8 protein-coding genes, 1 tRNA gene and 1 pseudogene are annotated in these 12,611 nt (G+C 69.8%); 5 read left to right on the forward strand and 5 right to left on the reverse strand.

What is annotated here, in order from left to right; genetic code table 11:
* Positions 1 to 103 precede the first annotated feature (103 nt).
* Positions 104 to 3,697, reverse strand: coding sequence for a DNA polymerase III subunit alpha (dnaE, locus tag ACFVXE_RS32455; protein WP_389676614.1), 3,594 nt, complete (start codon positions 3,695 to 3,697; stop codon positions 104 to 106).
* Positions 3,698 to 3,963: 266 nt separating this feature from the next.
* On the opposite strand from dnaE, the gene ACFVXE_RS32460 reads away from it, so the two are divergent.
* Positions 3,964 to 4,263 carry a hypothetical protein gene (locus ACFVXE_RS32460; RefSeq protein ID WP_389676616.1) on the forward strand — a complete coding sequence of 100 codons (300 nt, stop codon included), beginning with the start codon at positions 3,964 to 3,966 and terminating at the stop codon, positions 4,261 to 4,263.
* Between the two features lie 56 nt (positions 4,264 to 4,319).
* Here the strand turns inward: ACFVXE_RS32460 and ACFVXE_RS32465 are convergent.
* Positions 4,320 to 4,394, reverse strand: a tRNA-Cys gene (locus tag ACFVXE_RS32465).
* Positions 4,395 to 4,590: 196 nt separating this feature from the next.
* Here ACFVXE_RS32465 and ACFVXE_RS32470 point away from each other — a divergent pair.
* The 4 genes from ACFVXE_RS32470 to ACFVXE_RS32485 all read left to right on the forward strand — a co-directional run bounded on the left by ACFVXE_RS32470 (position 4,591) and on the right by ACFVXE_RS32485 (position 10,426).
* On the forward strand, positions 4,591 to 6,066 hold the full coding sequence (locus ACFVXE_RS32470; protein WP_389676618.1) for an MFS transporter: 1,476 nt from the start codon (positions 4,591 to 4,593) through the stop codon (positions 6,064 to 6,066).
* A gap of 413 nt (positions 6,067 to 6,479) precedes the next feature.
* On the forward strand, positions 6,480 to 8,261 hold the full coding sequence (locus ACFVXE_RS32475; RefSeq protein ID WP_389676620.1) for a DEAD/DEAH box helicase: 1,782 nt from the start codon (positions 6,480 to 6,482) through the stop codon (positions 8,259 to 8,261).
* A gap of 607 nt (positions 8,262 to 8,868) precedes the next feature.
* Complete coding sequence (locus ACFVXE_RS32480) at positions 8,869 to 9,510, forward strand: IclR family transcriptional regulator (RefSeq protein ID WP_389676621.1); 642 nt, start codon at positions 8,869 to 8,871, stop codon at positions 9,508 to 9,510.
* Between the two features lie 127 nt (positions 9,511 to 9,637).
* Positions 9,638 to 10,426, forward strand: a complete 789-nt coding sequence (locus ACFVXE_RS32485; RefSeq protein WP_389676623.1) for a S16 family serine protease — start codon at positions 9,638 to 9,640, stop codon at positions 10,424 to 10,426.
* Here ACFVXE_RS32485 and ACFVXE_RS32490 read toward each other — a convergent pair.
* From ACFVXE_RS32490 to ACFVXE_RS32500, 3 genes and pseudogenes are all read right to left on the reverse strand, one after another.
* Positions 10,356 to 11,712, reverse strand: a pseudogene (locus ACFVXE_RS32490) (MFS transporter). The gene ACFVXE_RS32485 and the pseudogene ACFVXE_RS32490 overlap by 71 nt on opposite strands.
* 2 nt (positions 11,713 to 11,714) lie before the next feature.
* Positions 11,715 to 11,930 (reverse strand): hypothetical protein, encoded by a 216-nt coding sequence (locus ACFVXE_RS32495; RefSeq protein ID WP_389676624.1) that lies wholly within the window; start codon positions 11,928 to 11,930, stop codon positions 11,715 to 11,717.
* Between the two features lie 57 nt (positions 11,931 to 11,987).
* Positions 11,988 to 12,596 (reverse strand): helix-turn-helix domain-containing protein, encoded by a 609-nt coding sequence (locus ACFVXE_RS32500; RefSeq protein ID WP_389676625.1) that lies wholly within the window; start codon positions 12,594 to 12,596, stop codon positions 11,988 to 11,990.
* Positions 12,597 to 12,611 lie beyond the last annotated feature (15 nt).

Below are 12,611 nucleotides of genomic sequence, written 5' to 3' on the forward strand. Positions count from 1 at the left end.
CCCGGCACGCGTACGACGTGCCGGGCGGGCTCACCTGGTGGAGGCCCCGTGCGCACGGCAGGGTGTCACCCGTCGTGGTTCGGCCGTGGGGCCGGGTGGCCGGTCACAGGACCCCGAGCCAGGCGTCGGGCCCGAAGGTGCCCTTGATGTCGGACGCCACGGAGGTGGGGTCCACCTCGAAGCCGAGTTCGTAGATCACCGTCTTCTGCGGGGCGCGGACCTGGAGGCGGACGGGGCTTTCGCCCTTGTGAGCCGACAGGATCCGCTTGAGCTCCTTGACGGCGGATTCGTTCATCTTGTGGGAGAGGAACGAGAGCTGGACGGGCGGCCGCCCGCCGTGTTCGGCCGAGGAGACGTCCAGGACCTGGATTTCCTGGCCGAAGATGCTGACGGCTCCGTCACGGTCGTTGAGGCGTCCTTCGACAGACACGACGGTGTCGGGGATCAGGGCGTGCTGGACCAGGTTGTAGGTGGCGGGGAAGAAGAGGATTTCCATCTCGCCGTCCCGGTCGGTCATATTGATGATCGCCCAGGCGTTGCCCTGCTTGGTCATCCGCCGGTCGACACTGGTGATCAGGCCGGCAAGGCGGACCACGCCCTCGGTGCGGCCCGAGCCGAGGAGTTCGCTGATCGTGGTGTCCCGGTTGCGGGACAGGATGTGCTCGGTGCCGTCCAGCGGATGCGCGGAGACGTACAGTCCGAGCATCTCCCTTTCGGTGGCGAGGAGTTGCTTGCGCGGCCACTCGTCCTCCCCGATCGGGAAGTCCAGGCCGAAGCCGGATTCGGTGTCCGCGCTGTCGGCACCGAGGTCGGCGAAGAGATCGTCCTGTCCGTAGGCGGCTGCCTTCTTGACCGGGATGACCGAGTCGATGGCGTCTTCGTGGACGGCGCACAGTCCCTTGCGGGTGTGGTGCAGGGAGTCGAACGATCCGGCCTTGATCAGGGACTCGACGGCCCTCTTGTTGAGGGCGGGCAGATCGGCCTTGTCGAGGAAGTCCGCAAAGGTGGCGAACTTCCCGTGCGACTTGCGTGAGGCGACCAGCGACTCGATGACGTTCTCGCCGACGTTGCGGACCGAGCGAAGCCCGAAGCGGACGTCGTCCCCGACGGCGGTGAAGTTGGCGACGGACTCGTTGATGTCCGGCTGCAGCACCTGCACGCCGAGCTTGCGGGCGTCGGCCAGATAGATGGCGGCCTTGTCCTTGTCGTCCCCGACGGAGGTGAGGAGGGCGGCCATGTACTCGGCCGGGTAGTTGGCCTTGAGGTACGCGGTCCAGTAGGAGACGAGCCCGTAGCCGGCCGTGTGGGATTTGTTGAACGCGTACCCGGAGAAGGGCAGCATGACGTCCCACAGTGCCTTGATCGATTCCTCGGAGTATCCGTTGCCCTGCATGCCGGCGTGGAACTTGTCCCACTCGGCGGCCAGGACCTCGGGCTTCTTCTTGCCCATCGCCCGGCGCAGCAGGTCTGCCCCGCCCAGGGTGTAGCCGGCCAGCTCCCGGGCGATGGCCATGATCTGCTCCTGGTAGATGAGCAGGTGGAAGGTGTTGCCGAGGATGCCTTCCAGAGCGTCCTTGAGCTCGGGGTGGATCGGCTCGATTTCCTGACGGCCGGTCTTGCGGTGCGCGTAGTTCGTGTGGGCATTGGCTGCCATCGGGCCTGGCCGGTAGAGGGCGAGAGCGGCCGCGATGTCTTCGAAGCGGGAGGGTTCCATCAGCTTCAGCAGGGTGCGCATGCCGCCGCCGTCGAGCTGGAAGACCCCGAAGGTGTCGCCGCGGGCCAGGAGCCCGAAGGTCTTCTTGTCATCGAGCGGGATGCCCGTGGCACCGCCCATGGGGACGGTGTCCGTGGTCAGGTCGACCCCGCGGTTCTCCCGGATGTTCTGGATCGCGTGGTCGATGACACCCAGGTTCCGCAGCCCCAGGAAGTCCATCTTGACCAGCCCCATGTCCTCACAACTGGGGTAGTCGAAGCCGGTGATCTTGACGCCGTCCTTGGCGCGCATGTGCAGCGGGATGCGGTCGGTGAGCTTGGTCTTGGAGAGGATGACCGCGGCGGCGTGGACACCGGTACCGCGGATCAGACCCTCGACACCCATGGCGCCGTCGACGACCTTCTTGACGTCCGGTTCGTTCTCGTACAGTGCCCGGATCTCGCCGGCCTCGCCATAGCGGGGGTGCGACGAGTCGAAGATCCCCGCGATGGGGATGCTCTTGCCCATCACGTCCGGCGGCAGCGCCTTCGTGATCCGCTCGCCGTGACTGAAGGGATAGCCCATCAGACGCGAGGTGTCCTTGATCGCGTTCTTGGCCTTGAGCTTGCCGAAGGTGTTCACCATGGCCGTGTACTCGGTGCCGTACTTGTCGACGACGTAGCGCACCATCGCGTCGCGCTGACGGTCGTCGAAGTCGAGGTCGACATCCGGAGGGTTGATGCGCTCGGGGTTGAGGAACCGCTCGAAGAGAAGGCCGTGCTCCAAGGGGCACAGTTCGGTGATGCGGGTCGCGTACGCGACGATCGAGCCGGTGGCCGATCCTCGACCCGGTCCCACCGGGATGTGGTTGTCCCGGGCGTGCTGGACGATGTCGGCGACCACAAGGAAGTACGAGGAGAAGCCCATGGGGCCGATGACCGTCATCTCGGTCTCGAACCGTTCCATGACCTCATCGGGAATCGGAGAGCCGTAGCGCATCTCCAGGCCCTTGAGGACGTCCTTGCGCAGCCACGACTCCTGGGTCTCCCCCTCGGGTACGTCGGGGAACTGCGGCATCTCGTCCTCGGGCGCGAAGACCTCCTCGTAGGACTCGATGCGCTCCGCGATCAGCAGCGTGTTGTCGCAGGCTTCCGGAAGCTCCGAGAACAGGGCCCTCATCTCGGCCGCGGTCTTGAGGTAGTAGCCGCTGCCGTTGAACCGGAACCGGTTCGGATCGTCCTTGTTCTTGCCCACGCCGATGCAGAGCAGGTTGTCGTGCGCGTCAGCGTGTTCCTCCAGCACGTAGTGGGCGTCGTTCGTCGCCAGCAGCGGGATGCCCAGGTCCTTCGCGAGACGGAGCAGGCCGCCGCGGACATTGCGCTCCAGGTCCAGGCCGTGATCCATCAACTCGAGGAAGTAGTTCTCCTTCCCGAAGATGTCCTGGTAGGCCCCCGCCACAGCGCGCGCCTCGTCGTACTGGTTCAGCCGGAGTCTGGTCTGGACGGCTCCCGAGGGGCACCCGGTCGTGGCGATGATCCCCTCGGCATGCTCGGAGATCAACTCCATGTCCATGCGCGGCTTCCCTGCCGGGAACTGTCCCGTGTACGACGCCTCGGTCGACATGTAGAACAGGTTCCGCAGCCCCTGCACGTTCCGGGCCCACATCGTCATGTGCGTGAAACGCCCGCCGCCGGAGACGTCCTTCGAGCCCTCTCCGTCGTCCGACATGGCCCGCACGCCGCCGGGGCCCCAGAACTCCTGCTTGCGATTGCGCCGCGAGGACGGTGCGACGTACGCCTCGATCCCGATGATCGGTTTCACGCCGTCGTGCTTCTTGGCCACCTGCTGGAACTCGTACGCCCCGAACATGTTGCCGTGATCGCTCATCGCGATCGCCGGCATCCCCTGACGTGCTACTTCGGTGAACATGGGGCCGAGCCGTTGAGCGCCGTCGAGCATCGAGTATTCGGTGTGATTGTGCAGGTGAACAAAGCTGTCCGACACCGGGCAGGCACCTCCGAGGTGGTCGAGGGGAAGGGCCCACCGTATCCCTCGGCACCGTCCGAAACGCCGCGTCCCGCGCGTCTCATCCGTGATCGCGGCGGAGGCGAAACGCTGACCTCGAAGGACAGCTGAAAGTCGTTGCGCAGTCGCGTGGCGTGTCCGCCGGAGGGGCCGTGTGTCTGCCGTCTCCTGGTCTTCCCCGCGGCGCAGGGCCTGCCGGGCGGCCTGCTTCCGCTCAGGCCGTCCACCCGGACAACTCCCGCAGCGTGTACACCGGGACCGACGACATCGACGGCGCGGTCTTCGACGGCAACGACCGGGCCGGGGGCTTCTTTGGGGGACCAGTGAACATCGTGACAGGAAGCAGCGGCACCCGCGTCCTGGACCGCTTCGCGCTCGCCGTACGGGAGTGTGTCCGGCAAGGGTCCCCGCGCAAGTTCGCCGTCCTCGTGGAACTCGGCGAATTCGAGCCGGTGCCGGAGAACGTCTCCGACCGCCGAAAGGCGCTGAAGGGATTCATCGACGGCTACGTACCGTCCGCACTGAAGGCTCAGGGCTGCTCCTGAGAACGCCGGAGCCCGCCCGGCACGCCGTACGGCGCGTGCTGGGCGGGCTCACCGCGTGGAGACCGTGACCGGATTCGAACCGGTGTAACTCGAGTTGCAGTCGAGCCCCTGAACCACTCGGGCACACGGTCCTGCGCTTCTTGCTGCCTTCTTGCTGCTGTGACGACCGTAGGAGAGTTGCGGCGGGTGCTCAAGGCTCTGGGCCGCGACGCAATGCGACTGCCACACCGCGTTCATGCTCGGCGCCCGGTCCTACGACCAACGGACGAGCGCAGGACCGTCCTGAGACAGGGTCCCAGGCGAAGTGTGCCCCTTACTCTTGGGCTCATGACCGCCCTCGAACCGCGCGACGCCGACGTTGCGCCCCACCCCGTGGACGCCACCGTCGCCGTGCAGTCCGAAGCGGAGTCCGAAGGGGTGCTCGGGCGGACCCGCCGGGCACTCACGGTCGGCATCGTCTCCGTCGTCTTCCTGATCGCCTTCGAGGCGACCGCCGTCGGGACCGCGATGCCGGTCGCCGCCCGTGAGCTGCACGGCATCCCGCTCTACGCGTACGCGTTCTCCGCGTACTTCACCACCAGTCTCTTCGCCATGGTGCTCTCCGGGCAGTGGGCCGACCGGCGAGGGCCGCTGGCGCCGCTCGCGACCGGGATCGGCGCGTTCGGGGCGGGGCTGCTGCTGTCGGGCACGGCGGGCAACATGTGGATGTTCATCGCCGGACGGGCCGTCCAGGGGCTCGGCGGCGGGCTGGTGATCGTCGCGTTGTACGTGGTGGTCAGCCGGGCCTATCCGGAACGGATCAGACCGGCGATCATGGCCGCGTTCGCGGCGAGCTGGGTGATTCCGTCCGTGGTCGGACCGCTCGCCGCCGGCAGCGTGACCGAGCACCTGGGATGGCGCTGGGTCTTCGTCGGGATCCCGGTCCTGGTGGTCATCCCGCTGGCCCTCGCGCTGCCTGCGATCCGGCGCATGGCGTCCGGCCCCGCCGATCCTTCGGTGCCCGCCGAACCGGTCGACCGCCGCCGCATCGGCCTGGCGCTCGGTATCTCCCTGGGGGCGGGGCTGCTGCAGTACGCCGGGCAACAGCGGAACTGGTTCGCGCTGCTGCCGGCTGCCGCGGGCATCGCGCTGCTCGTCCCCGCCGTACGGGGTCTGCTGCCCCCGGGCACCGGGCGGGCGGCGCGCGGGCTGCCGTCGGTGGTGCTGCTGCGCGGGCTCGCCGCCGGGTCGTTCATCGCCGCGGAGGCATTCGTACCGCTGATGCTGGTGACCCAGCGCGGTCTCTCCCCGACCTTGGCCGGTCTGTCGCTCGCGGCCGGCGGCGGTACCTGGGCGCTCGGCTCGTACGTGCAGTCCAGGCCGCGCGTGGCGCCGTATCTCGACCGGCTGATGGTGGCCGGCATGGTGCTGGTCGCCGCGGCGATCGCGGGCGCCCCGTCGGTGCTGATCGCGGGGGTGCCGGTGTGGACGGTGGCGGTCGCCTGGGCCGTCGGGTGCTTCGGCATGGGGTTGGTGATCGCCTCGACGAGCGTGCTGCTCCTGAAGCTGTCGGCGCCGGAGGAGGCGGGAGCCAACTCCGCCGCGCTGCAGATCTCCGACGGGCTGTCCAACGTGCTGCTGCTGGCCGCCGGGGGCGCGGCGTTCGCGGCGCTCGGCGGAGGCGCGGTGGGCGCGGTGCCCGAGGCCGTTGCGCCGGGCGCGTCCGGGGCGCACCCGGGGGCGTTCGTGGTGGTGTTCCTGCCGATGGCGGGAGTGGCGCTGGTGGGGGCGTGGGTGGCGGGCCGGGTGCGGGAAAGGCCGTAGTGCCGCACGGCGCCACGGCAGGCACCCGGTGGGCCGGTCCGGAGCGGATCGGGTACGGAGAGCGGGTGCGGAGCTCGCCGGACCCGCCCCCGGGCCATGTCCCAGCGCTGCCGGAAGGGCCGGCCCGCGCGGGGCCCCGGTGCGTCCCGGGCCCGATGCGGACGAGCCGCGACGCAGGTGCCGGACGTGTGGCGGGGCACCCCCGACATGCCCAGGACCGCCGCGCGACCGCCCGTGTTCGCAGCGTAGGCGCACCCTGTGAAGAGGGTCTCAACAGCTCCGAACCACGGCTCATTCATACGGGGTTAGGGCCGGGCCCCCGGTAGGGTGGCCCGGTTGTCGTATCGCGCACGAGTCCCTCCCGGCCCGTGCGGACAGCACCCCACGTACCCGAGAGACCCGAACCGGAGACCGTGACTACTACCGCCTCCCACCACCTCTCACCCGCCTTTCCCGGCCGCGCCCCCTGGGGTACGGCCGGCAAGCTGCGAGCCTGGCAGCAGGGCGCCATGGAGAAGTACATCCAGGAGCAGCCGCGAGACTTCCTCGCGGTCGCCACGCCCGGCGCAGGGAAGACCACCTTCGCGCTGACCCTCGCGTCATGGCTGCTGCACCACCATGTCGTGCAGCAGATCACCGTCGTCGCACCGACCGAGCATCTGAAGAAGCAGTGGGCGGAGGCGGCCGCCCGGATAGGGATCAAGCTCGACCCCGAGTACAGCGCCGGACCCGTGAGCAAGGAGTACCACGGGGTCGCGGTCACGTACGCGGGCGTCGGCGTCCGGCCGATGCTCCACCGCAACCGGTGCGAGCAGCGCAAGACCCTCGTGATCCTCGACGAGATCCACCACGCCGGTGACTCGAAGTCGTGGGGCGAGGCATGCCAGGAGGCGTTCGACCCGGCCACCCGGCGGCTCGCGCTGACCGGTACGCCGTTCCGTTCCGACACCAACCCGATTCCGTTCGTCGTCTACGAGGAGGGGAACGACGGGATCCGCCGCTCCTCGGCGGACTACACGTACGGCTACGGGAACGCGCTCGCCGACGGCGTCGTCCGGCCCGTGATCTTCCTCAGCTACAGCGGCAACATGCGCTGGCGGACCAAGGCCGGTGACGAGATCGCCGCGCGGCTCGGCGAGCCGATGACCAAGGACGCCATCGGCCAGGCCTGGCGGACCGCGCTGTCGCCCACCGGTGACTGGATCCCCAACGTCCTCGCGGCCGCCGACAAACGGCTGACCGAGGTGCGCAAGGGCATTCCGGACGCGGGCGGTCTGGTCATCGCCACCGACCAGGAGTCCGCCCGTGAGTACGCCAAGATCCTGAAGCGGGTCACCGGCGAGAAGGCGACCGTGGTCCTCTCCGACGAGAAGGCCGCGTCGAAGAAGATCGACAAGTTCAGCGAGGACGAGTCGCGCTGGATGGTCGCGGTCCGGATGGTGTCGGAGGGTGTCGACGTGCCGCGCCTCGCGGTCGGTGTCTACGCCACCACCATCTCGACCCCGCTCTTCTTCGCGCAGGCCGTCGGACGATTCGTGCGATCGCGCCGGCGCGGCGAGACCGCCTCCGTCTTCGTGCCGACCATTCCGATGCTCCTCGACTTCGCCAACGAGATGGAGGTGGAGCGGGACCACGTCCTCGACAAGCCCAAGAAGGGCAGCGACGAGGAGAACCCGTTCTCGGAGGAGGACAAGCTCCTCGCCGACGCGGAGCGCCTGGAGGACGAGGAGACCGAGGAGCAGCTGCCGTTCGAGGCGCTGGAGTCCGACGCCGTCTTCGACCGGGTGCTGTACGACGGCGCCGAGTTCGGCATGCAGGCGCACCCCGGGAGCGAGGAGGAGCAGGACTACCTGGGCATCCCGGGGCTCCTCGAACCCGACCAGGTGCAGCTGCTGCTCCAGAAGCGGCAGACCCGGCAGATCGCGCACAGCAGGCAGAAGCCGGCCGGGGAGGCCGACCTGCTGGAGAAGCCGGCGGAGGCCCGGCCGGTGGTCACGCACAAGCAGCTGCTGGGGCTGCGCAAGCAGCTGAACACGATGGTGTCGGCCTACACGCACCAGAGCGGCAAGCCGCACGGAGTGATCCACACCGAGCTGCGGCGGGTCTGTGGCGGGCCGCCGAGCGCGGAGGCGACCGCCGGACAGATCCAGCAGCGGATCAAGAAGGTGCAGGAGTGGGCGACCCGGATGACGTGAGGTGACCGTCGTCGGGTGAATACCGGCCCGGTACGGGGACAGGAGTCCTCGTGCCGGGCCGGCGGCCGTTCGTGCGGCCGGTCGCGACCCCTGCGGCGCGTCCGGTGCCGGGCAGGTGCCCCGCCGCGCGGACGTCCGGTCCGTACCTCCCCGGGCCGTCGGATCCGGCGGCGCGCCCGCGTCGGCCGACCGTCCGGAACCCGGCGACGGCGGCGGCCCGGGGCCCGCGCGCCGCCCGGCCGACAGAAAAATTCTGCCAATGTTGTTCACCCTCAGTTAACGATGGTTCACTTCTGTGTGCGGAGCGTCGCATCGGCGTCGGTCGACCTGAACGCGCGTAGATGTTCAGGAATCGACCGGCACCGCGCTGACCGGCACTTATGCTTCTTCGGCCGGACGGTTTTCCATAGGCGCCCGGATTCTGGACGAGGTCTTCCGCTGAGCGGACTCCCTCGCTACTGTCCAAAAAAATGAACGCCCCGTGGCAACGCCGCCGCGGAGCGCAGCCGGTGCCTTGGCCGCCGGCGGCCTCTCCGTGCGTCGCCGCTGGGACCGGCGAAGCAGACTTCGTGAGAGTGCCGCCACTCACCGAAGAGGAGAGGGCGTCGTGACCGCGGAGACCTCCCAGACGCTCGACCGGGGACTACGCGTCCTCAAGCTGCTTGCCGACACCGACCACGGCCTGACCGTCACCGAGTTGTCCAACAAACTCGGGGTCAATCGCACGGTGGTCTACCGTCTGCTCGCCACTTTGGAACAACATGCCCTGGTACGCCGCGACTTGGGCGGTCGGGCCAGGGTGGGCCTGGGCGTGCTGCGCCTGGGCCGTCAGGTGCATCCGCTCGTACGGGAAGCGGCGCTGCCCGCGCTGCGGTCGCTTGCCGAGGACATCGGAGCCACCGCCCACCTCACCCTGGTCGACGGCAGCGACGCGCTGGCGGTGGCGGTCGTCGAACCGACCTGGACCGACTACCACGTGGCCTACCGGGCCGGCTTCCGTCATCCGCTCGACCGGGGAGCCGCGGGCCGCGCGATCCTCGCCGCGCGGACGAAGTCGGTGGCCGAACCCGCCTTCACCCTCACCCACGGCGAACTGGAGGCGGGCGCGAGCGGCGCCGCGGCGGCGCTGATGGGAGTGACCGGGGTCGAGGGCAGCGTGGGCGTGGTGATGCTCGCGGACGCCGTACCGGAACGGGTCGGCCCGCGGGTCGTCGACGCGGCCCGCGAGGTGGCGGACGCGCTGAGGTAGTGACCGGGCCACCCGGTGGCCGCCTCCGTCCCCGGTCGACCGACGGGGCGGGGCGCCCCGGGCCGGCCGGGTCCGCTCCTCCCCGCACCGGCCGGGCGGACCGATCCTGCCGGGTTAGATTGGGCGGGTGCTCACTCGTCTCTCGCGCCCCCGCGCCCTCGCCCTGTGCGCCCTCCCCGTCGTCGCGCTCTTCGGCGTGGCGGCCTTCGTGCCACTGCCCTTCACCGTGGCGCAGCCCGGCACGACCGCGAACGTACTCGGGAGCGATAACGGCACGCCCGTGATCAGCATCAAGGGCGCACCCACCCTCCCCACCAGCGGCCAGCTGCGGATGACGACGATCATTGCCACGGGTCCCACCGCAGAGGTCGGGATCGCAGACGTGGTCGACGGCTGGTTCCGCACCGACCGGGCGATCCTGCCCCGTGACTCGGTCTACCCGAGCGGCGGCTCCGAGAAGGAGATCGAGCAGCACAACCTCGACGACATGAAGAAGTCGCAGAACTCCGCCGTGGACGCGGCCCTGAAGTACCTCGGCAAGGCCCCCGGGTCGGTGGACGTGACCCTGCACCTCGCCGATGTGGGCGGGCCCAGTGCCGGCCTGTTCTTCGCGCTCGGCATCGTCGACAAGCTCGACGGCGACGGCTCCGGCGGTGATCTCACCGGCGGCCGCACCGTCGCGGGCACGGGCACGATCGACGCGAACGGCGCGGTCGGCGCGGTCGGCGGGGTCTCGCTGAAGACTCAGGCGGCCCGGCGCGACGGCGCGACCGTCTTCCTCGTCCCGAAGGCCGAGTGCAGGGAGGCGGGCGCCGAGCTCCCCAAGGGCCTCAAGCTGATCCCGGTCACGACGCTGAACACCGCGGTGTCCTCGCTGCGGGCGCTGGAGCAGGGGCACAAGGTCCCGAGCTGCTGACGGCCCGGGGCGACGCCGGCCTACACGGCGACGGCCTCGGCCTTCGCCGGCGCGGGAGGCCTGTCGTTCATCGTGCGCCACACCGGGAAGATCATCGGACTGATCGTCGCCAGTGTGTAGACACCGCCCAGCGCCAGCAGCGCCCCGTCCGCCCCCAGTCGCTCCACCAGCACTCCCGCCAGCAGGCCGCCCACCGGAAGGGCCAGCTCGCAGCCCGCGGTGATCGCCCCCGAGACCCGGCTGCGGAGCCGGTGCGGTACGCGCTCGTAGATCACCGTCGTCAGGATCGGGTTCAGCACTCCGCCGGCGAGCCCGCCGAGCAGCATCGTCACGGCGAGCGGCAACGTCGTGTCCGTCAGCGCGGCGACAATGAACCTCGGACCTCCGCACAGCACCACGCACACCGTGAACACCGCCCGTCGCGAGAGCCGGTGCCCCACGGCTCCGTACACCAGCGCGCCCGCCAGCCCGCCCGCTCCGAAGAGCGCGGTGAGCAGCCCGAGCCGGGTCGCACCGCCCAGTTCCTGCTCGGCGTGCACCGGCAGCAGTACGGCGTTCCAGCCCTGGTCGGTGCCGTTCATGAAGAGCACCATCACCACGACGGCCAGCAGCAGCCGGTTGCTGAACAAGTAGGCGTAGCCCTCGCGCAGTTCGGAGCGGTACGCCCGGGGTGAGACCGGTGCGGCCGTCCGGTGCGGTTCGGCGGCCCGTACCCCTCGTACGCCTGCCGCGATCAGCAGCGCGGACGCGCCGAACGTCGCCGCGTCCAGCACCAGCACGGTCTCCGCGCCGACGAACGCGATCAGTACCCCGGCCAGCGCCGCCCCGGTCATCCTGGCGCCGCGCGAGGTGGCGTCGAAGAGGCTGGCGGCGCGGGAGACCGTGGTCCCGGCGTGTTCGGCGAGATCCGGCAGGAGGACGTAGCGCGCGGTGTTGCCGGGCGTGTGGACGAGTCCGTTCACCGCCATCAGCGTGCAGAGCGTCCAGAATTCCAGCGCCCCCGCGTAGTGCAGCAGCGGGACGGTGACGATGGCGAGACCGCACACCGTGTCGGAGGTGACGGAGACGCGCCGCCGCCCTATGCGGTCGATGACGGGTCCGCCGATCACCGCGGACACGATGATCGGCAGCGTGGCGCAGAAGGCGACGACGCCGGCCCGGCCGGCGCTGCCCGTGGTCTGCAGGACGAACCACGGGACACCGATCAGGGTGAGTGAAGTGCCCGCGGTGGAGATGGAGTTGGCCGCGAGAAGGGCGGCGAGCGGCGTGCGGTTCCCCCCGTTCATGACTAAGCCGTTCGAGGGGTTGCGGGGGCGGACAGGGAGGTGCGGTCCGGTATGACGTACAGGCCCAGCTCGACCAGGGTCCAGCCCAGTCGCATCCGGAGGTTCCCGCGCGGTGCCCGCGGCGTCCGCAGGCTCGGTGACGGACGGAACTCGTCCGGGTTCCCCCGCAGTTCGGCTGAGCGGAGGTGGTGCAGCGTCAGATGCGTGTCGGGGTGCATGGCGGTTTTCCTCTCGGTCGGTGCGGTCGGTGCGGTCGGTGCGGTGGGTCTGCCCGGTCAGTCGGTGGGGCGGGGGAAGACGTGCAGATGGGTGCGGACGACGGCCGAGCCCTCGGTGTCCTCGGGGACCAGATCCCGGTAGCTGTCGACCAGGTCGTGGATCTTCTCGGCCAGTTCCAGCGAGAGTTCCGGGGTGAGCCGCACCTTGAAGTCGCTCACGTCCCACGAGCGCTGCCACGTCTCGGGCCACTCCTGCATGGTGCCGAGCCAGGTGTTCAGCTCCTGCGTGTGTGTGCCGGCGATCTCGTGCAGCACGACCCCCATGGCGCCGCGCACCTCGGGGCTGGGGTCGCGCAGGAAGTCCGCCGTCCGGTCGAACGCCGTCCCCATGTGCACGGCCCGCCACCACCGTTCGCGCCCCTTGCCGAGCGTCGGGTCGTCCTCGACGAAGCCGTACGTGGCCAGTTGGCGCAGGTGGTAGCTGGTGGCGCCACTGGACTCACCGAGCCGGTCCGCCAGCCCCGACGCGGTGGCGGGGCCGAACTCCCGGAGGGTGTTGAGCAGTCGGAGGCGCAGGGGGTGGGCGAGCCCACGCAGGGTGCGGGCGTCGACGCGGTGGATGTTCGGGTCGAGCGGCTTCTCGCCGTCGGCTTCGTTCGCTGCCATGTCTTGACCGTAGCG

It is taken from the genome of Streptomyces sp. NPDC058231 (assembly GCF_042882275.1).
Lineage (GTDB): Bacteria > Actinomycetota > Actinomycetes > Streptomycetales > Streptomycetaceae > Streptomyces.

Coding starts and splice junctions, on each gene's coding strand:
- ACFVXE_RS32500 (WP_389676625.1), bottom strand. CDS start 12,596: ATGGCAGCGAACGAAGCCGACGGCGAGAAGCCGCTCGACCCGAACATC.
- ACFVXE_RS32470 (WP_389676618.1), top strand. CDS start 4,591: ATGACCGCCCTCGAACCGCGCGACGCCGACGTTGCGCCCCACCCCGTG.
- ACFVXE_RS32495 (WP_389676624.1), bottom strand. CDS start 11,930: ATGCACCCCGACACGCATCTGACGCTGCACCACCTCCGCTCAGCCGAA.